This is a genomic window from Chryseobacterium sp. sg2396, from assembly GCF_042610505.1.
Classification (GTDB): Bacteria; Bacteroidota; Bacteroidia; order Flavobacteriales; family Weeksellaceae; genus Chryseobacterium.
Genome location: NZ_JBHGAQ010000017.1, coordinates 52,050 through 77,245, shown reverse-complemented (window position 1 = coordinate 77,245; position 25,196 = coordinate 52,050). Strand labels below are relative to the sequence as shown.

Sequence of the window (25,196 nt, the reverse complement as noted above, 5' to 3'; positions counted from 1 at the left end):
TAAGGATTGCAAAGATCACAATATAATTTTAAAGTTAATACTCCCGAACGTTTAAAAACGCTCAATAACCTCAGCATCATTCTTGCAAATATGTGTGAAATTTGTGGTAAGAAAGATAAAAAAGCCGCTCTGCATAACACAAAACGGCCCTAAAAATAATCTAACTATTTATTTAGGTCTGCGACCAGGTCTTTCCATTCCTGCAGCTCAGGGATTCCCGGTTTTCTTTTTCCGAAAAACTGAACGATAAAATCCCCTTCCTTATTAAACACTTCAATCGCAGTAACCTCACCGTCTTCCGTCGGTTTTTTCACGATCCAGGCTTCTGCTATTTTTGTAACGTCAAGGTGTAAGTTGAAATCGGGATCCATCACGTTGAACCACTGCTGGTGCCATAAAGTTTTATGGACATTTCCGGTATGGATCTGGATGATTCCCCGGTTTCCGACGAAAATCATGATGGGCAGTTGTTTTTCAGATGCGTCTTCGAGGACATTCACCACTTTCGAGCTGTCGATTTTTTTGGTAAAACCTTCCGGCGCCAGTCTCAGGGCCTGTGTTCTGCTTACGCCGAATTTCCGGGTCATCATAAAGAAATCATGCGTATCTTTCAATGTTTTCCACGCATGCTGAAATCCTTCCACATCAATTTCGGAATCCGGTTTTTCTTCCGCTTTCGGAGCTACCGGTTCAAATTCAAAAGATGAATTCTGACCATCGGCTTTATATTTTTCCACGATGGCATCGAAAGCCGTTTCGTTGCTGTCTTTCGTCAGGTAAATTTTATGCAGGGCTAGTCCGTCCTTTCCAAAGAACTGCAGACTTTTTTTATCGCCTTCCGTTACAGCAAAAGCGAATTTCCAGTGGTTGAGGAAAATCCTCAGATCGATATCTTCACCCACGAATAGCTGGGCATGCGGACTGCTGAAATCACCGTTCAGGTAGGTTCCTTTTCTTTCGTGAACGCATTCGTCGTTGCGGGTAAGTGCCATTACTTTCCCCAGCTGCTCCGCTTCCGTTAAAATATGCTGAAATTCCGGTCTCAGAACCGTTACTCCTTCTCCAACGTTCGTCGAAAGCAGTTCCGCTTCGCTTACGCCCAATTCTGCCGCAGCATTTCTTATTCTAAGATGTGGATTTTCTGCTTTAAGAGCTTCCCATTTTTCTTTCAGGTCGTTTACTAATGTGCTCATTATTTTTATTTTTTTATGGTTAAAATCGTGTAATGTCTTGTCATGGTTTCGTCTCCCGTTTTGCTTTTCACTTCTTCCTGCTTTTCGAAAACCGTCATACTTTTGAAATAGCTTTTTGATACAACCTCCTCCATTTCATCCGTATTGTAAAGGGTAAAACCGAATTCGGTAAAAGGCAGCGTTTCCATAAAATCCCGCAGTCCGAACGTCAGAACAAATGTCCCTGTCCTTTTCAAAACCCGGTAAATTTCATTTAAGTATTCTACCGGCTGCTTCCAGAAATAGACGGTATTTACGGTGAATATCTTATCGAAAGTCTTATCCTCAAACGGCAGCTTCTCCCCGTCATACAACATAAAATCTGCCTGATCCCTGAAAGCTCCGTTCAGTTTTAAAGCTTCCCTGTGCATGGTTTCGGAAATATCAATTCCCGTATACTGTACGTCCTGGGCTCTGTTCAGGATACTTTTTACGTGGCCGGCGTTTCCGTGCCCGATCTCCAGAATATGTTCATGATCCTCAATCAGAAGGGCCTGAATGCTTTCTAAAGTCATTCCGATGTTGGTGGCATTCATCATTTCGCCGATCTCAATACCTTTTTCACCTTCTGGATGAGCAAGGTGCTGAGCTAATATTTTCAGTTTGTCTTTATCCATCATCCGAAAATTATCATAGGGTTATGGCTAACGGGATGTTCGCAGATCGTGCACGGAAAATTATAGGCATTGCTGATGTTTTCAGCCGTAAATACTTCTTCCGGTGTTCCGCAAGCGGCTGCCCTGCCTGATTTCATTAATAAGATCTTATCCGCATACTGGGCCGCCAGGTTCAGGTCGTGAAGAACTACGACTGCGGAATTGGCTTTTTGCGTAAACTCTTTAATGGTTTCGAGCACTTTGTACTGATGTTTTACGTCAAGATTATTTAAGGGTTCGTCAAGAAATAGAAGCTTGTGGGCAATCCTGTTCTGAAGCTGAGCCAACACCCGCGAAAGGTGAACCCGCTGTTTTTCTCCGCCCGATAAAGTGTTGTATTCACGGTCTTTCAAATAATAGACATCGGTTTCGTACATCATCTTGTTCATCGCTTCGAGGTCTTCCTGTTTCGGCTGTGCATCAAAATACGGGTAACGGCCCATCATCACGACATCCTTTACTTCAAGCGGAATATCGTTGCTGTTATGCTGGGAGAACTTTGCCTTGTGTCTGGACAATTCCTGCACCGGCCAGTCGCTGATGTTTTTATCTTTGAATACAATCTGCTGTCTGGATTTCACCTCATTCGCCAGCATACTCAGCAGGCTGGATTTTCCGGCTCCGTTCGGCCCGACAATCGCGAGGAATTCCCCGTATTCCAGATGAACATCTACCGCATCGAGGATATGGAAGTCTTTGTATTGGTAACTGATCTGATGCGCCCTGATCATGACAGTGATTTTTTAAATTTAATTAAAATTGAAATAAAGATCGGTCCTCCCATTAAAGCGGTCAGAATCCCGATCGGCAGTTCCGAAGGTTCAACAATGCTTCTGCTGAAGGTATCCGCAGTCAGCAGTAAAATACTTCCGAAAATAGCCGACAGTGGCAAAATGAAAGCATAATCGGATTTAAATAACAATCTTAAAATATAAGGAACGATAAGGCCTACAAAACCGATGGTTCCCGAAAAGGCCACGCAGCTCCCGATCATCAAAGCGGTAATGATGATGATCTGCTTTTTCAGCCGTTCTACATTGATTCCCAAATGCTGCGCATCTTTTTCGCCGAGCATCATGGCATTTAAGGCTTTTCCTTTCGGCAGCAAAATGAAATAGGAAATAAGCAGGACAATCGTCAGAATGATATTCTTCGTCCACGTTGCGGCAGCCAGGCTTCCCAGGTTCCAGAAAGTCAAGTCTCTCAGCTGGTCGTCTTTCGAAATATAGATCAGGAACCCGGTGATGGAAAAGCCGATCGCGGTAATGGCAACTCCGCTCAACAGCATCATGACGACATTGGTTTTCCCTCCGTTTGTCGAAATCCTGTATACCAAAAGCATAGATAAAAAAGAACCGATGAAAGCGGCTATGCCTACCAGTGAAAACTGTACCGCTTCAGGAAGGTACTGTCTGAAGTGCCCTCCTAAAACGATCGTAACAGCAGCAAGTAAAGTAGCTCCCGATGTAAGCCCGATTAAATCTCCCGTGGCCAAAGGATTTTTGAACAATCCCTGTAAACCGGTTCCCGAAACCGCAAGCATGCTTCCGATCAGGATCGCCATGATAATCCGGGCTGCCCGTACGTCCCAGATAACATACCGGTCGCTTAATGCCAGATCCGGATCATTTTTTATCATTTTTCCCAAAACTTCAAATGCAGATTTCCCACCGAAATCATAGACGCCAATGTTGAGAGACCATACTGCTATGATGGCTAGCAGTATGGCACTTATGGTTACGTAAACGTATAATTTACTTTGTGTTCTCAATGAGCAATTTGTTTAATCCTACGGCAGCTTCTCCCAGTCTCGGCCCGAACCCTGAAACCAGGCCTCCGTCCATGGCAATGATCTTCTTATTTTTCCCGGCATTGGTCTGGGAAACGCCCGGCATCTTTAAGGCCCCTTCATTTCCTCCTGCTCCCTGCAGTCCGCTGGTAAAGAAAAACAATATATCAGGGTTTGCTTTTACCACCGCTTCCGGGGTCAATGGTTTGAAATCTTCAAAATCATTTACCGCATTTTCTCCGCCTGCGATTTCAATCAGCGAGGCCATCGGGGTATTCTTCCCGGCAACCATCAGCATATTTCCTCTGGCATAAATGAATAATACTTTTGGCTTTTTGGCGATCGGCTGGATCTGTTTTAAATCGGCATCGATCTTATCGTTGAGCTTCTGGTAATCCGCATTTCCGATAGCTTTTGCCACTTCGGCGATTAACTTTTTAGTACCGTCTACCGTAAATTCCTGATCGAAAATTTCCGTTCTGATCCCGGAAGATTTTATTTTTCCCATCAAAGCAGGATTGATGTCTTTATCCGAAGCCAGAATTAAGGTCGGAGAAACCGCCATGATCGGCTCGATCGTCATTGATCTTACGTGTCCCAGATCTACCGCCGTGCTTTTCAACGATGCGGGATATGTACTGGTCACATCGGTTCCTACGATTTCTTTTTCGTGTCCCAAAGCGGCTACGATTTCCGTAATGCCTCCGTTAAGCGTTACGATTTTATTATTGGATTTTGGTGTTTCCGAATTGACTTCCGTAGCATTTCCGGTTTTGGTGTTTTCCTCTTTTTTACATGAGTACACGGCAACCAGCAATGAAGCGGCAAGAATGATTTTTTTCATGATCTATTTATTATTTGATTTATTATAAAGGTTTGTATTCGAACTGAGGAAAACCTCTTTCTCCCTGTACGCTGGTGAGCCTGGTAAATCTTAGTTTGAAATAATATCCGGTTGCATCTTTAATGATATAGAAACGGTTTCCGTATACTTCCAATCCATTGGCTCCTACAGGATTTCTCCAGTTTGCCCCGATAATCCTTTGGTCATTATAAACCAGTTTAGACGGATTAATATCAGAAGCTTTGAAATTATTATATGCTTCAACACCGGATCCTGAATTTACAACAACCTCATAAGCTCCCACTCCACCTATATTATTATGGGTAACAAAATCTGCATAAATGTAGCTTCCTGCGCCGGCAATGACATTGGTAAAGACGCTAAAACAGAGATCCCATTTTTTCTTTTCGGGCTGAATAAAAACTTCTTTATTGTTTTTCAGGCTAACAAAATTATAATTGTATGCAGCATTTTTGGCTACTGTGATTTCTTTATGGGTAGTGGCCCCAAGCTCAGCATATTTTATTTTATACCCTTCTCCGGATCTTACGATCTGAACCTTCATCCATCCTCTGGAATCACCGCCGGTAACTACCGAACCCTGCGCTACCGCTCCCTTATAAAGTTCTTTACCCATGTTAATCAGATAGACTGCATTTTCAGCATCATCAGCCTTAATTTCTTCTATCGCTGTATATCCCGTCGGGAAATTTCCTTTCACATCGTCAATATAAGCTTCATTGGATGGGTTGAAGTTGGCTACCTGTACTTGGTTCTTTAGTGCAGAAACACCGGATTCGGTCACCAGGTCTATATCAGAAGCATTGGGAATTTTTCCGGCTGCCATCATGATGGATGAATTAAGAATAACTTTAAAGGAACTCCCTGAGTAAAAGGCAAGATCCCAGTCGGTTCTTTTGGTAACAATTTCCTTATTTTCGCTCAGATCAAACCATACCTGATTGGGCTGCGTCGGCCCTCCTACCAGCGGATTTGCAACATTCCCTTCTATCGGAGAAACAGGAACCGGATCTTCATTATAATTGATGCAGGACTGGCTGATAAATAAAGTTGCCAACAAAAAACCAAATAGTATTTTCTTCATGGTAAATATTTTAAAAATTATAATTTAAACGGACAAAATAACTTCTGCCGTAGAAAAGATTCTGCTCAGATGCTGCCGCATTATGTACTCCACCGGACTGTATGGAATTCCTCACGCTGCTTACATCAAATATATTTTTCACACCGGCACCGAGTTCAAAATGGTTTTTGAAAAAAGGCTGGGTTACGGTGAAATTAAGCATGTTAAAACTGCCTACTTCCCCAAGAATAAAATTGGGAGTTGCAGAAATATTGGCTGTTGTCTCCTGTACAAACTGTTTTCTCTCTCCGGTATATTTGTAGTAAAGCGCAAATAAAGTTTTTGTTTGAGGAAGTGTATAATTTATTGCGAGGTTAGCTTCCGCGTAGAAATTATAGTCATCCGGCGAAGTGATGTTTCCGGCAACCAGTTCCTGGGAAATTCCCATCACGGAAATTCCGGCATTTAAAGAAAAATGATCACGTCTTGCAGAGAAACCGCCTCCAAAAAGAATTGAATTATATTTGTTGATATTAAGATAGGTATATCTCAAAGGGCTATTGCTGATAATAACACTTTCTATTCTGTCCTTTACATCAAGATATAAACCGGAAAGGCTGATATCGAATTTCCAGGCATTGGCAATATTGATTTTATAATCCCAGAACAATCCTGCAGAATAGCCTGTTTCCGGGCTCAGGTTTTCATTTCCGCGGATATCATGATTGGCATCTACGGTGTAAGTATAAAGTTCTTCGTAAGTCGGAAACCTGTTTGAAGAGCCGAACACGGCACGAAGATCCGATTTCTGTGAAGTACTGTATCTTGCCGTCAGTGAATAATTGCTCTGGGAATCGAACCTGTCGCTTAAGGCCAGCCTGTATCCAGGCCTTAGCGAGAATTGGTCTGACACCTTCCATTCTGCTGAGATAAAATTGGCATAGCTGAAAATAGCCCTGTTGACATCGTCTCTTTTTTCTATACTCTGAAACGTAGCGGAGTTGGCAAAACCGCTGGTCCTGTCCACCTCATAGCCCAACTGAAAATTGATCTTTTCACTGTCCAAAAAATTACTGAACATCCCTCTGGAATAAAAAACTTTGGAGTCATAATACGTATTTTTCGGATCACGGGACCTTTCCTGTCTGGCCGGGACATCGTACTGGTAATCCTGGGTTTGTCTTTCCTGAGTCTGATAAGAAAAATCTCCTAAATAATTGATTCTCCCCAACCTGGTCTGAATGTTGAACTGATGAATCCACCTGTTGGTAAAATAGTCCTTATCATTACCGATATAGGTTCTTTTTCCCCCACCCAGGGAAAGTTCATCTACATTCTGACTGTAGAAATTAATTTCTTCGCGAAGATAATTGACTTTATAAAACAATGAAGTATTGTTTTTTGCATATTTTATGGCAGCGTTGGTGACCAGAAGGTCTTTCGGAAGCCATTCATATCCCCTGAAACCGTTTGTGTTTTCGCTGAAATAGGTATAGCCGTTGTATTTTCCTTTGTATCCCTGAAAATCGTTGTGATTAATGTCAGCAGTTACCGTCCAGCGGTCATTGATCTTGTATCCGAGGTTCAAGGATTGCACATGTCTGCCGTTTCCTTTTTTGAACCAGTCATAATCCTTTCCTACCGTCTCTTCCTGTAATGAAATATTGGCGTTGAATTTTTTGGAATATGTTTTTTTCGTGATAATATTAATAACTCCGGTTACGGCATTATTACCGTATTCTACCCCCATTGCACCCTTCACGACCTCAATACGCTCAATATTATTCACGTTCATTTTACTGAGATCGGTCTGGTTTCCGCTTCCGCGGTCATTGACTACCGGAATATTATCAATAAGAATTTTAGTATAAGCACCGTTAAGACCAAGAATATTGGCACTGGAGTTTCCGTTTCCTGAATCGGGTACAATCTGAATATTGAGATTTTGATTAAGAACTTCTGCTGCTGTAGTCACTGCCATATTTTTAATCTGCTGTGCATCGATAACCTCAACCTTATAAATGGATTTGTTGATCGACTGCTGCATATATTGTCCGGTAATCACTACTTCTTCTATTTTCGTCTGATTAAGAGAATCCTTTTCCTGCGAATGTGCGTAGAACACAGCGGATAATGACAGAACGGAAAGCAGTTTCTTCTTCATAAAGCACAAAAATTTTCGGCAAATATAACATTTTATTTAGAATAATTAAAAATAAATATATAATTTTATATAATAATTCTAAATAAAAATAAAATGAAGTTAGGACTACTTTTAGGAGGTTTACTGCTTACGGCTGCAGCGAATGCACAGGTAGCGACGATTAATGAAAATTTCAACAACTTTACGGCAGAGAATACTACGTTCCCGCAAGGAGGCTGGTCTGCCGTTGTAGCTTCTCCCACTTCTACCCCACCACCCGTTTCCCCGAGAATGATTATAGCGGCTGATACCAATGATGCCAATAATAAAATGGTGCAGTCGTATGCCGGAAACAACGGTTCTACGCCATCTTATCTGATTACACCACAAATCGCAGCGCCAAGCGGTGATAAAACTTTAACCTTCCAGGCTATGCTGGTTTCACCGTCACCCGGTCCGGGAACCATCCAGATCGGTCTGGCTTCCAGTGCGACGGATATGAGCAGCTTTACGGCCGTAGGAAATCCGGTGACGCTGTCGGCGGTGGGCACCGTGCAGAATATCAGCGTTAACATTCCGGCTTCCGCTTTACATCAGATTTACCCCTTCCACGAGCCATGTTGCCGTACAGATGGATAACATGGTGTACAATAATTCTTCCATTCTTGCCGTTTCCCAACAGGTAAAATCAAAACAAGACGTCCGGTTTGCGGTGAATGCCAACAACACCGCTCTGGAATTTATTACTAAAAAAGACCCGAAAAGAATTCACATCTATTCTGCGAGAGGGCAGCAGGTTGCCGCCGGAAAGGTATCCGGAAGATCATTTGATATCAGCAGCCTTCAGACCGGCATTTATTACATCCTGATCGAAACGGTGGAAGGTGAAATAGTACAATCAAAGTTCATTAAGAAATAGATTTATTAAATCCCTTTTTACCCTAAACCAGTGTATGGATTTCATAGATCAGTTTTTTTGTTTTACAGATTTTTCAATCTGGATTTCTTTTAATCTTTAAAAAATGTTGATTGAGCTGCTCCCGGAAAAATCAAAAGTTTGAAGTTCAGTTTTGTCTTCACAGCGGATCAATATCCGTGTAGCAAGATTATCCGATATTTAAGAACATCGAAAGAAGAAGTTTCCAGTATTCGCTCCATATTATAAACATAAAGCTTACCTTTTAAATTTTAAAAAAACCAATAAATAAAATTTAATAAAGTGCTAAATAGCGTATTAAAGGACTTTCATATAAAAACCAATCTTAAAACATGATAAATATTATTTTATCTATTTAGAATAATTAAAAATAATTATTTAGTTTTGTAGAACAATTCTAAATAATAAATTTAATTATATCGTATGAAAACAAAGTTATTTTTTGCGACCATGCTCGCTCTTGGGATACAGCAGACGGTACTTTCCCAAACAGATCCCAATGGATATACCACAGTCAACATGTCGATGGGATCAGGCTACCAGAACCGGGTGTTTTTTGACCTGAGTGCAAATTCCATAGTTTCCCAACCTGCCAATACCTGGGACATCGCTTTTTACAGGAATTCGAGCATGAGTTTCGGAACCCGGATCAACGATGCGCAGAATATCGAAGTATACCAGGCTTCAAATAATCCGAACGACTGGAACAGCATTACCACCAATAGTGTTGCCGGCTATGGATCACCATTGTACAACCCTGATAACACAACGACCATCCAGAAAGGAGCTTTCGAGCTGGGAACTGCCACCTACGGCTGGGGAGAATACAATCCGGGAAACCACCACATCGAAGGAAAAGTGATTTTCATCCTGAAATATGCCTCCACTAATACGTATTATAAGTTTATGATCGACGATTATTTCGGAGGCTATACTTTTAAATATGCCAAATGGAATACCGCCACTTCTTCATGGGATGCTACCACTTCCAAAACAATCGCCAACGGAACCGACGATGCGTATTTCAATTATTTTTCTTTTGCAACAGGAGATAAAGTAAACGGTCTTGAACCGTCAAAAGCAAACTGGGACTTTATGTTTACGAGATACTGGACCGATTATCCGTACACCGATCCCAACACAGGACAACCTGCCACAATGAAGTACAGAATGGCGGGTGTGATCCAGAATACGAATATCACCGTGGCAAAGGTACAGCCTGAGACACAGGCTACTGCTACGTCTTCCGTACCTGCTTCCACAGCGTTCTCCAACAATATTACGGCTATCGGCCACAGCTGGAAGCCGACCCAGGGAGTATACAACGATGTGGTCTATTACATCAAGCAGGGCTCCGAATATTACCGGATGTATTTCATTTCCAATGAAGGATCCTCTACCGGAAACATGTATTTCAAATACAAAAACATCACCTCAACGTTAGGAACCACGGACATTGCCGCGAAAAAGGCATCTTTCGGAATTTATCCTAATCCGACGACTGCAGACAAACAGGTTACGGTTTTGTTTGACGTAAAAGAAAAAGCAAACAGCAAAGGCCAGGTTGAAGTCTATGACCTGTCCGGTAAAAGAGTGTATTCTGCTGAACTCACGAACCAGACCGGATTTTACAAGCAGGACCTGAATCTTTCCCATCTTTCTTCAGGAAGTTACCTAGTAAAGATCACTTTCGGCGGAAAAACGGAAACCAAAAAGCTGATCGTGAAATAAGTGAATAGTTAATGGTTAATGGTTAATGGTTAATGGTTAATGGTTAATTTACTAATTATAATTTAAAATTGATTATTCACCTTTAAAATAATACTTTCTATTTTTTCTAAGAAGGGAGTTGTCCAAATTTTGGGCAGCTTCTTTTTTTTGTATAAGGAAGAACGCCCCCAAAATTACGTAGCAGCAGAACCTGTGAATTGACGAATTCATTGGTGGTTCATGGCTATCATCCAGTTTGTTCTGGAATTAGAATGATTATCTTTGATCTATTCTATGGCCTGAAAAATTTAATCAAGTAAGATGTAACAAACCGGATTACGCTACAGGTTATTTGGAAGTCATCTGCCGCATTAACTAACTTATCAAAATTTAAAATGTACAGTCAATTAAAAAAATATATCAAAACCCGAACAGAAATTGACGATAAGACACTTTCTTATATCTGCTCGTATTTTCAATTAAAAAAAACCAAACGAAACGAACTTCTGCTGAAAGAAGGTGAGATCTGCAAGTATTATTATTTTGTAAATAAAGGATGTACAAGGCTTTTCAGCATTGCTGACGATGGAGAAGAAAGCACAAGGTATTTTCATTTTGAAGAGGCCTTCGGAACTGCGTTATCAAGCTTCATTAATCAAAGACCTGCTTTCGAATTTATGCAGACCATCGAGCCTTCGGAATTATTGGTGATTAACCGCGACGATTATTTTCATCTGGTAGATACCGTGCCACAGTTCAGTTTTATTTACCGACAGATTCTGGAATCGGCCTATATCAAATCCCAGGAACGGATCTATTGTTTTCAGAAGTTAGAGGCCATAGAAAAAGTCCGTTGGGTTTTAACCAATCAGTCAAAATTACTGACCAGACTTTCGAACAAAATGGTCGCGTCTTATCTGGGCCTGACTCCTCCAACGTTAAGCAGATTAAAATCAAAGCTCTGAAAACGTTAATCTAAGACAACGTTTATAAAAAATAGGCTCATCATCTTTGTACTTCATTAAACAATAAAAAAGTTCAATTATGATTTTGGTAACGACGCCGACAGGCAATACGGGTTCGCTGATTCTTCAACAGTTGGTAGAGCAAGGACAACAGGTTAAAATTTTTGTCAGGGATCCTGAAAAAATACCGGCCGCTATTTTAGAAAAAGTGGAAGTTACCACAGGCTCTTTACTGAACGAACATGCTTTTACAGAGGCCCTGCAAGGTTGTAAAACGGTTTATTTCTGTGTACCACAGAGCAACAACCAGAAAGATGTAAATGCCTATTACGAAGAATTTGCAAAAGTAGCTTCCAAAGCCATTAAAAATGCCGGGACAAAAAGGGTGGTTTATCTGTCCGGCGGCGGCAAAGGAAGTCATCTGCAGGCAGGTCTGATAACGGCACTTCACCGGAGCGAAGATATCATCAGCCGATCAGGCGCATCTGTAAGAGCACTGCGCTGCCCGGTATTTTTTGAAACGCTTCTGTATCAAAAGAATTCTCTAAAAGAAACGGGAACTTTCTCTTTACCCATGGACGGAAATTATAAATTTCCACAAATTGCCGTTAAAGACATCGCTTCTAAAGCTGTAGAATTTCTGGCGGATCAGAGCTGGACAGGGGTGGAAGGTTTTGCAGTTCATGGTCCAGAAGAACTGACTTATCATGAGATCGCATCACAATTGAGCGAATTAACAGGAAAGACTATTCGATTTCAGCAGGTTTCAGGAGAGGATTATATAAAGACGCTCTTGGAAAAGCATCATACAAGCGAAGCATTTGCCAACGCTCTGACAGATATGCTGACGGCAATCGGCAACGGCTTACATGACACCGAACTAAAAACAGAAACTTCTTTAAAACCAACCACCATCAAAGAGTGGATGAATGAAAATCTGGTTCCTGAACTAAAGTAAAACCAGACAATGTTATAAACGCTGATAAGATAAATGGAAACAAGGGTTTTGCGATAATGGAGCATCTGTTCAATCTGAACATTTTAGTTGAATACTTCACCACTGCAAAACCCTTAATATTACAATGCCTAACCTAAAAATAGTAATCTTTCAGGACAAGCATATGTTATTCCTTAATTACAGCGTTTTAAATCCTTTGTAAACCATTGTTGAGCTTTCCAGCATTTTGGAAACATCCCTTCTGAAATCCAGCAGATGGTCCTGCCCGTTATGGCGATTCAGGTGGTCCTCGCTTTCCCATAATTCGACCATGAAAAATGTTCCTTTGTTGTCTTTGTCTTCGATGAGGTCATACTGAAGACAGCCTTCTTCCTTGCGGGTTTCCCGAACCAACGTCTGAAACAGCTCTACTGCTTCCATCAGGTAGTTTTCATTAAATTTAAAAACAGCCACTACATGTATATTCATTGTTAATTTTTTAGCGGTGTAAATGTAGAATATTTTCAGGCCCGAAAAGATATTCCGGAACTTTATTTTTCAACATTTCATGGAATTTGCTCCTAAAAAACTGATTTATAAATGGTAATGGAACTCATGATGATGACCAAGGTTCCGATCACCACAAACATGCTTTTCACCGGAAGTTTTGCCGTCAGCATGGCAGAAAAAGGAGCCGTGACGATACCGCCGATCAGCAGGCCCAGAATGATGTTCCAGTGCTGGATGCCCAATGTGAAAATAAAGGTAATGGCTGCCGTAAGGGTTAAAATAAATTTGGCTACCGTAGAACTTCCCACCGCAAAACGTGGCGTAAAGGAATTTTTTATCAAAGTTCCGGTAACCAGAGGCCCCCAGCCGCCGCCGGCAAAAGAATCGATGAATCCACCAATGAGCCCGAGCTTGGTAAGATTGGTCTTTCTTTTAAGCTTCTTATCCTGCTTCTCTTTAAAGGCATTCGATAAGATCTGGATTCCCAGGTATAACGTATAAAACGAAATGATTGTTTTGGTAATTTTCGAGTAATATTCCCCGAGATAAGTGAGGGAAACCGCCCCGATAATGGCTCCGACCACTGCCGGAATAGCCATTCTTCTAACCAGGTTCTTGCTTACATTTTTCAGTTTGATATGGCTGATGCTTCCGGCCGCCGTGGTAAAGCTCTCCGCCGAATGAATGCTGGCACTTACCGCATGCGGAGGAATTCCTATAAATAAAAGCGTGGTGGTGCAGATTACCCCATAGCCCATGCCCATCGATCCGGCAACCATTTCCGCCAGAAACCCTACCAGAAGCATCCAGTAGAAAATATAGTTATCCTTTGCCAAAACGGTCAGCAGCTCGTCGAGGTAGCCCGCTTCATACATTGAAAAAACAACGATCAGCAGGACTGCAACCGTGGCAAAAAACACATTCAGCCGAAGCTGGATTTTCCTCGAGATTACCATTTTTACTTAATTTTTTAGATTGCAGAAATTTAATCAACGATCCATTGAGATTATAACATCATTACCGCGCCCACCGTTGAGTTGCTGGTTTCATCTATCAATATGGCATTGCCCGTGGATCTGCTGTCTTCAAAACGGTCAAAAACCAACGGTGAAGCGGTTTTCAGCCGAACTTTTACCACTTCGTTCAGCTTTACGCTTTCGGAAACCGGTATTTTTTCCAAGGTATTCACATCAATTTTATAATCGATTTCTTTGACAATGGCTTTCAGCAGCCGGCTTTTATGCTGTATGAAATATTTGTTGCCTTCATTCAGCTCTTTTTTATCCAGCCAGCAGACGATGGCCTCTATTTCATTTTCAACCTTCGGTATGGCTTCTGTTTTCACCAGGAAATCGCCGCGGCTGATGTCGATATCGTCTTCCGTATGGATAACGGCCGGCTGATGGGCAAAGACAGCATCCGTTTCTTTTCCGCCGGTTTCAATTTTTGAGATTCTGGTCCTGATGCTTTGAGGCAGAACGGTAATTTCATCTCCTTTTCGATAGACTCCTGAAATCACTTCCCCGGCATATCCTCTGTAGTCATGGAGTTCATCCGTCTGCGGACGGATAACATACTGTACCTGGAATCTTGGGCTTTCAAAATCTTCAGCGTTTACCTCAACCGTTTCCAGAAAATCCAGCAGCGCGGGGCCTTCATACCAAAGCATATTTCCGGATCTTTCTACAATATTGTCTCCGTGAAAAGCGGAAATCGGAAAATACTGTATATTTTCCAGTCCTAATTTATGGGCTACCAATTGGTACTGGGCTTTGATATCCTCATAAATTTCCTCGGAATAGTCTACCAGATCCATTTTGTTTATGGCTACCACTACATTTTTCATTTTTAACAAAGAAGCGATGATGGAATGCCTTCTGGTCTGCTCGATCACCCCTTGCCTGGCATCAATGAGAATGATGATGAGTTGTGAATTTGAAGCGCCGGTGATCATATTCCTGGTGTACTGGATATGTCCCGGTGCATCGGCAATAATGAACTTCCTTTTTGGGGTCGAAAAATAGCGGTAGGCTACATCAATCGTAATCCCCTGTTCCCTTTCGGCTCTCAGACCGTCCGTTAAAATGGCAAGGTCTACCCCGTTTTCATTCTTATTTTTCGATTGTTTTTCCAAGGCTTCCAGCTGGTCGATCAGTATATTTTTGCTGTCGTACAGAAGCCTTCCGATGAGTGTGCTTTTCCCGTCGTCCACGCTTCCTGCAGTTATAAATCTTAGTATGTCCATTGTTTATGGGTAATAAGTAATGGGTACTGAGTAATTTTCAATCACCAATGCCTCATTATTTTTGTTTAAATTTTCTAATTTATCCGAAGAATTTCAAATGATCCAATAAGCATATGATATTACCCATTACTTATTGCCCATCACTCATCAAAAATAGCCTCCTTTTTTCCGGTCTTCCATTGCGGCTTCCGTTACTTTATCGTCGATACGGGTTTCGCCGCGCTCGGAGATCCTGGATGCTGTGATTTCGTTGATCACTTCGTCCAAATTTTCTGCAGAACTTTCTACCGCGGCTGTGCAGGTCATGTCGCCTACGGTCCGGTACCGGACTTTTTTAGTCATTACCGTATCATTTTCATCAATCTGAATAAAATCCGATACGGCAATCAGCTGTCCTTCATGCCCGATAACTTCGCGGTCATGGGCAAAATAAATCGATGGCAGCCGAATATTTTCTTTTCTGATATAATTCCAGACATCCAGCTCCGTCCAGTTTGAAATCGGGAACACCCGTACATTTTCGCCTTTGCTGATCCTGCCATTATAAATATTCCACAACTCAGGGCGCTGTAACTTCGGATCCCACTGTCCGAATTCGTCGCGGACTGAGAAAAAACGTTCTTTCGCCCTGGCCTTCTCTTCATCCCTTCTTGCACCTCCGATGCAGGCATCAAACTGAAACTCTTCGATCGTATCCAGCAGCGTATGCGTCTGCAGCCAGTTCCGGGAAGCAAATTTACCTTTAGGTTCGGTCAGGTTTTTAGCTTTAATGGTATCTTCCACTTTTCTCACAATGAGCCTGGCACCGATGCTTTCAGCAAGATCATCCCTGAACTGAAGGGCTTCCGGGAAGTTATGCCCCGTATCGATATGCACCAGCGGAAACGGAATTTTCATCGGTGCAAAAGCTTTTTTTGCTAAATGAACCAAGGTAATAGAATCTTTTCCTCCACTGAACAGCAAAGCGGGCTTTTCAAACTGGGCCGCCACCTCACGCATAATGTAAATACTTTCGGCTTCCAGCTGTTCCAGGTAGTCTAATGTATATGTAGTCATTTCAAGTTTAAATTGGTTGAATTAATGCGAATGCAGTCCGCATTCCTTTTGTGAACTTTCCCACCACCAGCGTCCGGCGCGTGGGTTTTCCCCTTCTGTAATCGCTCTCGTGCAGGGTTGGCAGCCCACACTGATGAAGCCTCTTTTATGCAGGGACAATTCCTGAACCTGATTTTCAACAAGGTAATCCAGAACCTGCTGATAGCTCCAGTGCATCAGCGGATTGTACTTATAGAATTGCCTTTCTTCGTCCCATTCGATAACCGGCATATTTTCCCGGTTTTCAGACTGTTCCGCACGCAGGCCGGTAATCCAGACGTCCGCACCCTGCAAAGCACGATTTAGAGGTTTAACCTTCCGGATAAAACAACAGGCTTTCCGGTTTTCAACGGAATGATAAAAAGCATTGATCCCTTTTTCATTAACATATTGTTCCACATCATTGCTTTCGGGGAAATATACTTCTGTTTTTATTTTATATCTTGAATTGTTCTTCGCCAGCAGCTCGTAATGTTCCGGGAAAAGCCTTCCGGTATCCAGCGTAAATACTTTTACAGGAAGCCGGTTTCTGAAAATAATATCGGTAATCACCTGGTCCTCCTGGCCCAGCGATGTGGAAAATACAGCTCCTTCCAGAAATTTTGACGAGATGAATTTCAATCCCTCTTCCGCTGAAAGCTGTTTCAGAATATCTGCTTCTTCTTTTGAAATCATAGTTTATCCATTTGAAGTAATACAAATATCTGACAAAATAATTATCCTACCAAATAAGTAGACTGATTATTCAAAAAAAGGGCCCGGATTAATCCACCAGATCCATCAAAGTCCTTTTCTCCAGAATATTCAGGGAAGCATCACGAACTTCGATCAGGACGTCATGCAGGCCGCAGTGGTCTTCGCTGCAGTCGTCGCATTTTTCGTAAAAATTCAGGCTTACACAGGGTAAAAGTGCAATAGGGCCGTTTACCAGACGGATAATTTTTGCCAGCTTTACATTTTCGGGATTTTCCTTAAAAAAATATCCGCCCCCTTTTCCTTTTTTACTATCGAGGATATCCGCTTTTTTAAGTTCCAGCAGAATATTTTCCAAAAACTTCAAAGGAATTTTCTTGCGATCCGCAATTTCGGAAATAAGAACAGGACCGTCATTCCTTTTTTCTACGAGGTATGACAGTGCCTTAAACGCATATTGAGATTTTTTAGACAGCATTACAACAAAAATAAGAAAAAAAATGGATTATAAAAGAGCCAGGTAAAAAGGCAAAAGAATCAAGTATCGGAACTTTTCCAAACTGAGTATCAAAAGTCTTTTACTTTTACCCCAGGCTCTTTTACCTTGGCTCTTCGTTACTTTTTACCTGGCTCTTTATTTTTCCCTACCTTTGTCCTTATGTTCAGCAAACAGGAAGCACAGCAGTTAAAAAAGGAATTCTGGACGGCTTTCGGAAAGTCTTTCCCCAGAAAATGGATTTTGTACGATACCAAGATCAAAGATATGTCATTCAAATTTTACGCAGATAATAAAAAGGCGGAAGTTTCACTGGATATCGAAATGAAAGACGAGATTTTCCGGAATGCCTATTATGAAAAGATCTGGTCACTCGAAGATATCCTGAAAGATTTTATCGGCGATTTTTACAAAGATGAGTATTACACATTAGAAAACGGAAAAGTAATGGCGCGGATCTGGGTGGAAAAACATGGCGTTTCCATTTTCAATAAAAATACCTGGCAGGAAGTTTTTGAATTTTTTGTAGAGAAAATGGATGGTTTTGAAAGGTTCTATTACGAGTATGAGGACTTTATAAAAGATGTATGAGTTATAAAGTAATATGAATCATAAATCATAATTTCATATCCGAAATTCTGCTATGGTATCAAGAGATAAACACAGATTTTGAATTTTTACCAGATAATTAAGCTGGGAAACATATAATTCCTATTTAAAAGTATTGGTTTTACTGAAAATTTCGCGCAAAATTTATTTGTATATTAGTAAAAATTTAAACCATGAAAAAAATAATTTTACCATTACCAATCTTCTTTATATTATTTGCTAACGCCCAAACAAAAAAAGAAGAAAAATTTGTAGAAAGCAATAATTATATACTGACATCAAATACCGGTATTTTAATGCAGAAATATTATCTTGATACTAAAGCTGTAATTAACTCTCATGAAAAAGAATTAGGAGAAAATTTTAATAAATTGCTTATTCTTAATCAAAAAGAATACAGAAAAGCTATAAAGGATAATTTATGGAAAGATGATCTATCAAAGCAGGATAAAGAGACAGCAAAGGTGGTTTATCTTAATAATTTAACTTCAAAACTTGAAAACTACAAACTAGAAGTTTTAGAAAAATTAGATAATATTTTACAAAATAAAAAATAATATTATGAAGAGAAACTTTCGGGTTTCTCTTTTTAATTAGGACAGGATTCAGCATATTTGGCTTATCAAAATCTGATGTTATGAAAAAGTTTTCTTCCCTATCAGCCATTCTCTGCCTCATGTCTCTGCTGTTCTCGTGCAGCAAAGAAAGCAAGTCTGCTCCACAACCTGCCGGAACAGAGAAAACTACTGAAAAGCTAACTTCTGAAATTTCTTTACCAAAATTAAAAGGCGACTACTGTTTTGTAAAAGCAGAAAATAAGGACACGACCTCTGTACACCTCAGCATCTCTGCAACGGGCCAAATAAAAGGTGAAATGAGGTGGCAGCCATGGGAAAAAGACGGAGCTGTCGGTACACTGTCCGGAAAGCTGATTTCAGAAAATGAAATGGACCTTTTGTACGATTATACCATTGAAGGAAGCCAACAGACGGAGACGAAGATCATGAAGATCGAAAACGATAAACTGTACCTTAAAAACGGGGAACTGACCGATCCGAAAAACGATGGCCACCTGGTCTACAAAAATCCCTCAAAGGCCGCCTACAGCGAAGTGCTTGATAAGACTTCCTGCCCATAAGATCATAAACAGGCACAAATGTTGTGCTGGCTATCCTGAAAATCCATGCTATGAAAACAAAATCCCATTTTACCGCATTGCTGACCTACGATTCTACTGAAGCGGGCGGGCTTACTGCACCTGTATCTTCGGACCACAGGCCCATCATCAAATTTCCTTTTGATGAAAACCTTTTTATTGCCATTCAGAAATTCAGCGGCGAAGAAGACCTGGTATTTCCTGGAGATACCGTTAATTCGGAAGTTACCCTGCTTCAGCCGGAAAAGCTGACGGGAAGCCTGTACGAAGGGATGGATTTCGACTTTTTCGAGGGTGATAAACCGATAGGACACGGTACCATTACCGGAATTTTCAATAACTGTCAATAAAAAATACGCCCTTCAGTTATGAGGAGCGTATTTTTTAACTATATCTTCCGAAAGATTGCGGGACGGACCCGATCTTCCCGGCAGTCCTGAATTAGTTCGAAACTTTGGCTATATTAAAATTAGCCGTGCTTGCACCGAGTATAGTGGGATTTAAACTAGTGGAATTTGTAAGCCCGAAGGAAATTTTATCTCCTGCCTGAAACGGATACAGCCCGTTTAATGTCTCCTGTGCTATCGCCATCTCGGCAAATCCGAGATTTTGGCTCATGAAAGCACGTGCATCAATCAGTGTTGAAACACCATTTCTTGTGCGGACGATGCCTACTCCTGCAGTAACTAATTGTGCAAATAATCCCTGACCGTATCTGAAGGTATAATTGATTTCATATATACCGGTACTGGGAACGTTGTACGTATTATCATTATCGGTAAATACGGCTGAAGCACCTACCGTCCTTTCCGCATTCACAAAATTGACGGCCTGGAAACCGGTTGGAAATACGGTTGCCGACACTAACGTAACGCCTGCTGTTTTCCTGGCCGAATATACAGAAGCCGGAATACCGGTTACGCCCCCTTGTGTTGCCAGATCTGCGATAAGCTGCGGGTTGATTCTGGTAACTTCGAAATCCCCGCCCGTATTCTGGTTAACTGCCAGAATCTGGAATCCCGTGGTAGTGGCAGCAGTAGGCATCTGTCTGATTTTCATATTCCCGTTTACATCCAAAGTAGACTGGGGAGTGGTGGTATTAATGCCTACCTGAGCCAGCATTAGTGATGATGAAGAAAAAAGGCATAGTGCCGTGATAATCATTCTAGTTTTCATACGTACAATTTGGCGCAAATATATTGATATAAAGTCAGATATTCTTATATTATATTAAATAATTATCATCCTGCTGTCAGCCTTCATCTAAAGCTGGTCATTCACGATTCAGATACACTCTCCGCGGATCCGGTTACTTTTTTCATGTCTGATCTTCTGATCTTTTCCTATCAATTAAACAAATAGTTACAAAATGGAAACAAACAAAGTATGGTTCGTTACGGGAGCCTCAAAAGGATTTGAACTGGTAAAAAAACTACTGTCGGAAGGTTACCGGGTAGCGGCCACCAGCCGTACCGTTGAGTCGCTCGTGTCTTCTTTCGGGGAAGCTTCTGAAAACTTTCTGCCGCTGAACATGAATATTACGGACAATGACAACGTAAAATGGGTTTTTGCCCAAACGGGGGAACATTTTGGAAATATGGATGTCATCGTCAACAATGCGGGTTACGGCCAGATCGGAACGCTGGAGGAACTGACCGACCAGGAGGCCAGAGCCAATTTTGATGTGAATGTTTTCGGGAGCCTGAATGTGATACGGAATGCGATGCCTTACCTGCGGGAACAGCAATCGGGAAAAATCTTCAACATCTCATCCATCGGTGGTTATGCCGGGAATTTCCCTGGCTGGGGCGTTTATTGTTCTACCAAATTTGCCGTAGCCGGATTCACCGAAGCGCTTGCGGAAGAAGTAAAAGCGTTCGGAATTCATGCCACGGTGGTCTATCCCGGATATTTCCGGACGGATTTTCTGGCCAAGGATTCGGTGAAGATTCCGCAGAATCCCATTCCGGTTTATGAAGCGGCCAGGAGTTCGGAACAGGCACACCTCGACGAAATCAACGGCAACCAGCCGAATGATCCGGTAAAAGCCGCAGAAGCCCTGATCGAGAACAGAATCCACCGGTGCATTTCCTACTCGGTATCGAAACCAAAGCAATGACGAAGGATGCGGAGAACTGGAAAGAACTGACGGAATCCACTGCCCTTTAGTTTTTTATCTGAAACAAAAATTCAGGACTTGTGTCCCGGATGTTAAAAGCTGTTTGAATGATTTTGAATGAAGGCAAAAACGGATGCCTTGTTGAGTTTAATTCAGGCAGCCTTTTAATTATTTAGAGTTCCCACGTTTATCGGCACAAATTATGAAGTCTCACCGGAATAATTTCCGGCAGGAAGATGGCACCGATCGGTCATTCGCCAAACGGACTGAAAAAAGTTTAAAATAAAACTTCGTAAAAAAATGGAAGCAGTAGTTATTACAAAACCCGGAGGACCTGAGGTTCTGGCATTAAAAGAATATCCGACACCCGAAATCTCGGGAGATCAGGTACTGATAGAAGTAAAAGCAGCAGGACTTAACCGCCTGGATGTTTTCCAGCGTGAGGGCAATTATCCCGCTCCGGCCGGTGTCCCGTATGATATTTTAGGTTTGGAAGTCGCCGGAACGGTGACTGAATGCGGACCTGAGGTAACTGATCTTAAAGTCGGGGATAAAGTCTGCGCACTTTTGGAAGGCGGCGGATATGCGGAATTCGTGAGCGTTCGTGAAGGACAGTGCCTTCCGGTTCCTGATGGGCTGAGTTTTGCGGAAGCGGCCAGTCTGCCCGAAACGGTGTTTACCGTCTGGTCCAATATTTTCCAGAGGGGAAATCTTCAGCCCGGAGAGACGTTGCTGCTTCACGGCGGAAACAGCGGCATCGGCATCACCGGGATTCAGATCGCCCATGCTTTAGGCTCGAAAGTAATTGTCACCGTCGGTTCTGAAGAAAAAGGTAAGACCTGTCTCTATCTGGGAGCGGATTTATATATTAATTATAAAATTCAGAATTTTGAAGAGGAATTGCAAAACGAAGGAGTAAATGTTATTCTGGATATGGTTGGTGGCGGCTATTTAGCCAAAAACATCAATATCTTAAAACCTGACGGAAGACTTGTCCACATCAATGCAGTAGATGAAAGCGGGACCAGTCTCGACATCAGGAAAGTGATGACAAAACGTCTGACGATCACAGGAAGCACGCTCCGGAGCAGAGGATATAAATTCAAAAAACAACTGGCAAAAGAAGTTCAGAAATATGTCTGGCCGCTGATCGAATCGAAACAATTTAAACCTGTCATATTTCAGACCTTTCCTTTTTCAGAAGCTGCTGAGGCACATAGATTACTGGAAAACGGGACACATACCGGTAAAATCGTTCTGGTAAGATAACATAAATCTGAAGTAAAAAACTGAAAGAGTAAAGCAAATCAGAAAATTGCTAGAGATCTGATTAAAGGAATTATTGAGAAAACGAAAATGCTAGAATTTTAACTGGAAATTGGACTAAAAGAAAAATTTCATATATATGGTTTAAAAAACTATAAAATTACTTACTGGTTTAATCTGGAAAAAGCAGAATTGAAATAAATGATGTTTTCAATTCAAAACAGAACCCTGTGAAACTACAAGACAGACAATAAAAAAAGAGAAGCTTCCGAGCTTCTCTTTTTCAATATCATTTATCCAAATTTCTTCTTCCTCAGCCAGAAGAACAATCCTCCCAGAATTCCTATAATAAACAACGGCAGCAGCAGGTTGAACCATTGCCAGTTTGTTTTTTCTTCGGTAATCCGCTGACGGTCCAGAAGCCTTTCTTCAATGTTGCGGTTTCTTAATTCCATCAGGTTGCTGTCATCCAATAGATAGTCTAAGGCATTTCTCAGAAACTGCTCGTTTCCGAACTGCTCGTTGGTTAGCAGATCCACACCTAAAGGCAAAGGTTCGCCTTTCAGGACTTTGTTTCGGCCTACGTCTCCGTCGGCGATGACAATCATTTTATTTTCCGGGCTTGTCGTTTTGAAACCAGGATATGATTTCCTTTCGATCCTTGAAGCATAGGCCGAACTGAATTTTCCTTCCAGAGACACCGCATAAATTTTCGGAGTGCTCGGTTTTTCCATCTGCCCGAGGCTGTCGACACTGGAAATTTCTTTCAGGTCTACGTAATTCGGAACCTGTTTCAGCAAAGTACGTTCGCTGGATTCAAAAAGGACGCGGGTTTTAATGTTCTTTCTTCCGCCCAAGGTATCGATGGACGTTGGAAATTCAAACTTCACCGGGTTGATGTTTTTGGTGATCGGATTATCCTTTTCCGCAATTCCCAATGGAAAATACGGCCATGGAAGGCTTGTATACTGAGGGTTCCCGCTTACTTCTCCGGTCACCAGCCTCAACAAAGCGAACTTCTTCACATCCTTCACCAAAGCCGGATTGATTCTAACCCCGTAATTGAAGAAAAAGTCGGTCATGTTGATGTCAACCGGGAAAGGCATCACTTTCTGGGACCTCATCAGCGTATCCATTTCGGCATTTACGGCATCGATCATCCAGAGCGTTTTCCCACCGTTCATGATATACTGGTCCAGAATAACCTTTTCACCGTCGGTAAAAGCTTTTCTCGGTTTTGCAATCACCAGCGCATTCATTTGCTTTAAAGCAGGAACATCCGCCAACGTCAATTCAGTATTGTTTTTAGGAATGATCGGGCCGGCATCATAGCTTTCAGTAGCCAACTGCATAAAGCCCTGGAATTCTCTTGGATTCAGCTCATCCTGATTGATCAGAATTCCGATTTTCTTTCTTTTGTCTGCCGAAATATTCTTGATATTGGAAACGAGGTTGTATTCAAGATTCTCAATGGATTTCGTCAGCTGCTGATCGGCGTCGATTCCCGTCTGCTGCACTACCAAAGGAATAGAGACTCCCTTTTTATCATACTTGACTACGGCATAAGGGAAAAGATAAATCTGGGACACTTTCCCGTCTTTAATATCCGGAAGCACCGAAGGTTGCATTCCCATAGCCATCAGGGTATCTTTCGACATTTTCGCTTTTACCGGATCAATGAATTTAAAATCGATCTTCGGATTTATTTTCCGGAATTCTTCCAGCATGAATTTCGTTTCGCTCTGCAGCTGCTTGAAGCTTGCCGGGAAATCCCCTTCCAGGTAAACATCCACAACCAGCGGCTTATGTACCGATTCCAGCACCTTAATGGTGTTATCGGACAGCGTATATCTTTTTTCCTTGGTTAAATCCAGCCTGATTCCGGAAATGGCAAGGATAATCACCAAAGGCAATATAACGAAAAGTAAAATTCCCAACGGAGATTTAAACGGTATCTTCTTCATCATTTTACTTTTTTTTATTAATGAAATGGTTTGACAATACTAAAGTAATTCCAATAACGAGTACAAAATAGGCCACATCCTTAAAATCGATAAGCCCTCTCGTAAAGCCCAGGAAATGCTGATAAAAACCGACATTCTGCAAAATGAAATCGGCACCACCCAACAGTTTGTAGCTGGCCAGCTGCTCGATCCCGAAATACAGGATGAAGCACATAAACACACCCAGCAGATAAGCCATGATCTGGTTTTGAGACAGTGAAGAAGCCAGGATTCCCACACCGGAAAATGCGGCGATCAGGATGATCAGCCCTGCGTAACTTCCGAAAGTCATTCCAAGGTCTATGTTTCCTTCCGGCACACCCAACACATACACGGTATAAAGGTAGATTAACGAAGGAATAAGACATAAGATCCCGACAATCCATACCGAAAGGAACTTCCCGAATACAAGGTCCGAAACTTTTAAAGGCTGTGAAAAAAGCCAGTTCAGGGTACCGGTTTGCAGTTCTTCCGCAAAGGTTTTCATGGAAAGTGCCGGAATAATGAACATGAGCAGCCATGGAACCAGTACAAAATAGCTTTGTAAGGATGCCATCCCGATTTCAAAAATATTGGAATCGTTCTCGAAAAAAAACAGAAACAATGTCGTAATCAGACTGAAGGCCGCAATAATCACCCACGCGCTCCAGTTTCCGAAATAACTCCAGAGTTCTTTTTTTAAAATTGCAATCATAGTTTTTATCAAA

Annotated in this window: 27 protein-coding genes; 11 read left to right on the top strand and 16 right to left on the bottom strand. The window is 41.7% G+C overall.

Going from position 1 to position 25,196, the window contains the following annotated elements; genetic code table 11:
- Positions 1-164: 164 nt before the first annotated feature.
- Genes ACED20_RS17005 through ACED20_RS16975 form a run of 7 tightly spaced genes read right to left on the bottom strand, consistent with a single transcriptional unit; the run spans position 165 to position 7,769 of the window.
- Positions 165-1,193 carry a hemin-degrading factor gene (locus tag ACED20_RS17005; protein ID WP_294291155.1) on the bottom strand — a complete coding sequence of 343 codons (1,029 nt, stop codon included), beginning with the start codon at positions 1,191-1,193 and terminating at the stop codon, positions 165-167.
- A gap of 5 nt (positions 1,194-1,198) precedes the next feature.
- On the bottom strand, positions 1,199-1,852 hold the full coding sequence (locus ACED20_RS17000; RefSeq protein WP_378105912.1) for a class I SAM-dependent methyltransferase: 654 nt from the start codon (positions 1,850-1,852) through the stop codon (positions 1,199-1,201).
- Entirely contained in the window at positions 1,849-2,619 is a 771-nt protein-coding gene (locus ACED20_RS16995; protein ID WP_294241182.1) for a heme ABC transporter ATP-binding protein, read from the bottom strand. The genes ACED20_RS17000 and ACED20_RS16995 overlap by 4 nt, the downstream gene beginning before the upstream one ends.
- Positions 2,616-3,659 carry an iron ABC transporter permease gene (locus tag ACED20_RS16990; protein WP_294241181.1) on the bottom strand — a complete coding sequence of 348 codons (1,044 nt, stop codon included), beginning with the start codon at positions 3,657-3,659 and terminating at the stop codon, positions 2,616-2,618. The genes ACED20_RS16995 and ACED20_RS16990 overlap by 4 nt, the downstream gene beginning before the upstream one ends.
- Positions 3,643-4,521, bottom strand: a complete 879-nt coding sequence (locus ACED20_RS16985; RefSeq protein WP_294241180.1) for a hemin ABC transporter substrate-binding protein — start codon at positions 4,519-4,521, stop codon at positions 3,643-3,645. Before ACED20_RS16985 ends, ACED20_RS16990 begins: the two co-directional genes overlap by 17 nt.
- A 22-nt stretch (positions 4,522-4,543) precedes the next feature.
- Positions 4,544-5,626 (bottom strand): HmuY family protein, encoded by a 1,083-nt coding sequence (locus tag ACED20_RS16980; RefSeq protein WP_294241179.1) that lies wholly within the window; start codon positions 5,624-5,626, stop codon positions 4,544-4,546.
- A gap of 10 nt (positions 5,627-5,636) precedes the next feature.
- Complete coding sequence (locus tag ACED20_RS16975) at positions 5,637-7,769, bottom strand: TonB-dependent siderophore receptor (RefSeq protein ID WP_294241178.1); 2,133 nt, start codon at positions 7,767-7,769, stop codon at positions 5,637-5,639.
- Between the two features lie 93 nt (positions 7,770-7,862).
- Here ACED20_RS16975 and ACED20_RS16970 point away from each other — a divergent pair, with 93 nt between their 5' ends.
- The 5 genes from ACED20_RS16970 (at position 7,863) to ACED20_RS16950 (ending at position 12,318) form a co-directional block, all read left to right on the top strand.
- Positions 7,863-8,387, top strand: a complete 525-nt coding sequence (locus ACED20_RS16970; protein ID WP_345767656.1) for a choice-of-anchor J domain-containing protein — start codon at positions 7,863-7,865, stop codon at positions 8,385-8,387.
- Between the two features lies 1 nt (position 8,388).
- Positions 8,389-8,667 (top strand): T9SS type A sorting domain-containing protein, encoded by a 279-nt coding sequence (locus ACED20_RS16965; protein WP_294306861.1) that lies wholly within the window; start codon positions 8,389-8,391, stop codon positions 8,665-8,667.
- Positions 8,668-9,108: 441 nt separating this feature from the next.
- Positions 9,109-10,416, top strand: a complete 1,308-nt coding sequence (locus tag ACED20_RS16960) for a T9SS type A sorting domain-containing protein (protein ID WP_345767655.1) — start codon at positions 9,109-9,111, stop codon at positions 10,414-10,416.
- 374 nt (positions 10,417-10,790) lie between these two features.
- Entirely contained in the window at positions 10,791-11,360 is a 570-nt protein-coding gene (locus ACED20_RS16955) for a Crp/Fnr family transcriptional regulator (protein ID WP_294241173.1), read from the top strand.
- Positions 11,361-11,439: 79 nt separating this feature from the next.
- Complete coding sequence (locus tag ACED20_RS16950) at positions 11,440-12,318, top strand: NAD(P)H-binding protein (RefSeq protein ID WP_294241170.1); 879 nt, start codon at positions 11,440-11,442, stop codon at positions 12,316-12,318.
- 177 nt (positions 12,319-12,495) lie between these two features.
- Here the strand turns inward: ACED20_RS16950 and ACED20_RS16945 are convergent, their stop codons facing one another.
- The 6 genes from ACED20_RS16945 to ACED20_RS16920 all read right to left on the bottom strand — a co-directional run bounded on the left by ACED20_RS16945 (position 12,496) and on the right by ACED20_RS16920 (position 17,318).
- Positions 12,496-12,786, bottom strand: coding sequence for a putative quinol monooxygenase (locus tag ACED20_RS16945; protein WP_294241168.1), 291 nt, complete (start codon positions 12,784-12,786; stop codon positions 12,496-12,498).
- A gap of 92 nt (positions 12,787-12,878) precedes the next feature.
- Positions 12,879-13,763 (bottom strand): sulfite exporter TauE/SafE family protein, encoded by an 885-nt coding sequence (locus ACED20_RS16940; protein WP_294241166.1) that lies wholly within the window; start codon positions 13,761-13,763, stop codon positions 12,879-12,881.
- A gap of 50 nt (positions 13,764-13,813) precedes the next feature.
- Positions 13,814-15,052 carry a sulfate adenylyltransferase subunit 1 gene (locus ACED20_RS16935; RefSeq protein WP_294241164.1) on the bottom strand — a complete coding sequence of 413 codons (1,239 nt, stop codon included), beginning with the start codon at positions 15,050-15,052 and terminating at the stop codon, positions 13,814-13,816.
- Positions 15,053-15,199: 147 nt separating this feature from the next.
- Positions 15,200-16,108, bottom strand: a complete 909-nt coding sequence (cysD, locus tag ACED20_RS16930; RefSeq protein WP_294202571.1) for a sulfate adenylyltransferase subunit CysD — start codon at positions 16,106-16,108, stop codon at positions 15,200-15,202.
- A gap of 21 nt (positions 16,109-16,129) precedes the next feature.
- Complete coding sequence (locus ACED20_RS16925; protein ID WP_294202572.1) at positions 16,130-16,822, bottom strand: phosphoadenylyl-sulfate reductase; 693 nt, start codon at positions 16,820-16,822, stop codon at positions 16,130-16,132.
- An 88-nt stretch (positions 16,823-16,910) separates the two neighbouring features.
- Entirely contained in the window at positions 16,911-17,318 is a 408-nt protein-coding gene (locus ACED20_RS16920; RefSeq protein WP_294202573.1) for an Rrf2 family transcriptional regulator, read from the bottom strand.
- A 180-nt stretch (positions 17,319-17,498) separates the two neighbouring features.
- On the opposite strand from ACED20_RS16920, the gene ACED20_RS16915 reads away from it, so the two are divergent.
- From ACED20_RS16915 to ACED20_RS16900, 4 genes are all read left to right on the top strand, one after another.
- Positions 17,499-17,927: a DUF4268 domain-containing protein gene (locus ACED20_RS16915; protein ID WP_294202636.1), complete on the top strand. Its 429-nt coding sequence runs from the start codon at positions 17,499-17,501 to the stop codon at positions 17,925-17,927.
- A gap of 191 nt (positions 17,928-18,118) precedes the next feature.
- Entirely contained in the window at positions 18,119-18,502 is a 384-nt protein-coding gene (locus tag ACED20_RS16910; protein WP_345767651.1) for a hypothetical protein, read from the top strand.
- Between the two features lie 80 nt (positions 18,503-18,582).
- Complete coding sequence (locus tag ACED20_RS16905; protein ID WP_294241159.1) at positions 18,583-19,083, top strand: hypothetical protein; 501 nt, start codon at positions 18,583-18,585, stop codon at positions 19,081-19,083.
- Positions 19,084-19,133: 50 nt separating this feature from the next.
- Complete coding sequence (locus ACED20_RS16900) at positions 19,134-19,451, top strand: hypothetical protein (RefSeq protein ID WP_294202578.1); 318 nt, start codon at positions 19,134-19,136, stop codon at positions 19,449-19,451.
- Positions 19,452-19,542: 91 nt separating this feature from the next.
- Here the strand turns inward: ACED20_RS16900 and ACED20_RS16895 are convergent, their stop codons facing one another.
- Positions 19,543-20,277 (bottom strand): hypothetical protein, encoded by a 735-nt coding sequence (locus tag ACED20_RS16895; protein WP_294202580.1) that lies wholly within the window; start codon positions 20,275-20,277, stop codon positions 19,543-19,545.
- Positions 20,278-20,470: 193 nt separating this feature from the next.
- Between ACED20_RS16895 and ACED20_RS16890 the strand changes: the two genes are divergently transcribed.
- Positions 20,471-21,220 (top strand): SDR family oxidoreductase, encoded by a 750-nt coding sequence (locus ACED20_RS16890; RefSeq protein WP_345767650.1) that lies wholly within the window; start codon positions 20,471-20,473, stop codon positions 21,218-21,220.
- A 300-nt stretch (positions 21,221-21,520) separates the two neighbouring features.
- Positions 21,521-22,489 (top strand): NAD(P)H-quinone oxidoreductase, encoded by a 969-nt coding sequence (locus tag ACED20_RS16885; RefSeq protein WP_345767649.1) that lies wholly within the window; start codon positions 21,521-21,523, stop codon positions 22,487-22,489.
- Positions 22,490-22,779: 290 nt separating this feature from the next.
- Here ACED20_RS16885 and gldG read toward each other — a convergent pair whose 3' ends face one another.
- Together gldG and ACED20_RS16875 are read right to left on the bottom strand one after the other, a co-directional pair.
- Positions 22,780-24,450: a gliding motility-associated ABC transporter substrate-binding protein GldG gene (gldG, locus tag ACED20_RS16880; RefSeq protein ID WP_294202637.1), complete on the bottom strand. Its 1,671-nt coding sequence runs from the start codon at positions 24,448-24,450 to the stop codon at positions 22,780-22,782.
- A gap of 4 nt (positions 24,451-24,454) precedes the next feature.
- Entirely contained in the window at positions 24,455-25,183 is a 729-nt protein-coding gene (locus ACED20_RS16875; RefSeq protein ID WP_294202583.1) for an ABC transporter permease, read from the bottom strand.
- Positions 25,184-25,196: the final 13 nt, after the last annotated feature.

Coding starts and splice junctions, on each gene's coding strand:
- ACED20_RS17005 (WP_294291155.1), bottom strand. CDS start 1,193: ATGAGCACATTAGTAAACGACCTGAAAGAAAAATGGGAAGCTCTTAAA.
- ACED20_RS17000 (WP_378105912.1), bottom strand. CDS start 1,852: ATGATGGATAAAGACAAACTGAAAATATTAGCTCAGCACCTTGCTCAT.
- ACED20_RS16995 (WP_294241182.1), bottom strand. CDS start 2,619: ATGATCAGGGCGCATCAGATCAGTTACCAATACAAAGACTTCCATATC.
- ACED20_RS16985 (WP_294241180.1), bottom strand. CDS start 4,521: ATGAAAAAAATCATTCTTGCCGCTTCATTGCTGGTTGCCGTGTACTCA.
- ACED20_RS16980 (WP_294241179.1), bottom strand. CDS start 5,626: ATGAAGAAAATACTATTTGGTTTTTTGTTGGCAACTTTATTTATCAGC.
- ACED20_RS16975 (WP_294241178.1), bottom strand. CDS start 7,769: ATGAAGAAGAAACTGCTTTCCGTTCTGTCATTATCCGCTGTGTTCTAC.
- ACED20_RS16970 (WP_345767656.1), top strand. CDS start 7,863: ATGAAGTTAGGACTACTTTTAGGAGGTTTACTGCTTACGGCTGCAGCG.
- ACED20_RS16965 (WP_294306861.1), top strand. CDS start 8,389: ATGGTGTACAATAATTCTTCCATTCTTGCCGTTTCCCAACAGGTAAAA.
- ACED20_RS16960 (WP_345767655.1), top strand. CDS start 9,109: ATGAAAACAAAGTTATTTTTTGCGACCATGCTCGCTCTTGGGATACAG.
- ACED20_RS16955 (WP_294241173.1), top strand. CDS start 10,791: ATGTACAGTCAATTAAAAAAATATATCAAAACCCGAACAGAAATTGAC.
- ACED20_RS16950 (WP_294241170.1), top strand. CDS start 11,440: ATGATTTTGGTAACGACGCCGACAGGCAATACGGGTTCGCTGATTCTT.
- ACED20_RS16945 (WP_294241168.1), bottom strand. CDS start 12,786: ATGAATATACATGTAGTGGCTGTTTTTAAATTTAATGAAAACTACCTG.
- ACED20_RS16940 (WP_294241166.1), bottom strand. CDS start 13,763: ATGGTAATCTCGAGGAAAATCCAGCTTCGGCTGAATGTGTTTTTTGCC.
- ACED20_RS16935 (WP_294241164.1), bottom strand. CDS start 15,052: ATGGACATACTAAGATTTATAACTGCAGGAAGCGTGGACGACGGGAAA.
- cysD (WP_294202571.1), bottom strand. CDS start 16,108: ATGACTACATATACATTAGACTACCTGGAACAGCTGGAAGCCGAAAGT.
- ACED20_RS16925 (WP_294202572.1), bottom strand. CDS start 16,822: ATGATTTCAAAAGAAGAAGCAGATATTCTGAAACAGCTTTCAGCGGAA.
- ACED20_RS16920 (WP_294202573.1), bottom strand. CDS start 17,318: ATGCTGTCTAAAAAATCTCAATATGCGTTTAAGGCACTGTCATACCTC.
- ACED20_RS16915 (WP_294202636.1), top strand. CDS start 17,499: ATGTTCAGCAAACAGGAAGCACAGCAGTTAAAAAAGGAATTCTGGACG.
- ACED20_RS16910 (WP_345767651.1), top strand. CDS start 18,119: ATGAAAAAAATAATTTTACCATTACCAATCTTCTTTATATTATTTGCT.
- ACED20_RS16905 (WP_294241159.1), top strand. CDS start 18,583: ATGAAAAAGTTTTCTTCCCTATCAGCCATTCTCTGCCTCATGTCTCTG.
- ACED20_RS16900 (WP_294202578.1), top strand. CDS start 19,134: ATGAAAACAAAATCCCATTTTACCGCATTGCTGACCTACGATTCTACT.
- ACED20_RS16895 (WP_294202580.1), bottom strand. CDS start 20,277: ATGAAAACTAGAATGATTATCACGGCACTATGCCTTTTTTCTTCATCA.
- ACED20_RS16890 (WP_345767650.1), top strand. CDS start 20,471: ATGGAAACAAACAAAGTATGGTTCGTTACGGGAGCCTCAAAAGGATTT.
- ACED20_RS16885 (WP_345767649.1), top strand. CDS start 21,521: ATGGAAGCAGTAGTTATTACAAAACCCGGAGGACCTGAGGTTCTGGCA.
- gldG (WP_294202637.1), bottom strand. CDS start 24,450: ATGAAGAAGATACCGTTTAAATCTCCGTTGGGAATTTTACTTTTCGTT.
- ACED20_RS16875 (WP_294202583.1), bottom strand. CDS start 25,183: ATGATTGCAATTTTAAAAAAAGAACTCTGGAGTTATTTCGGAAACTGG.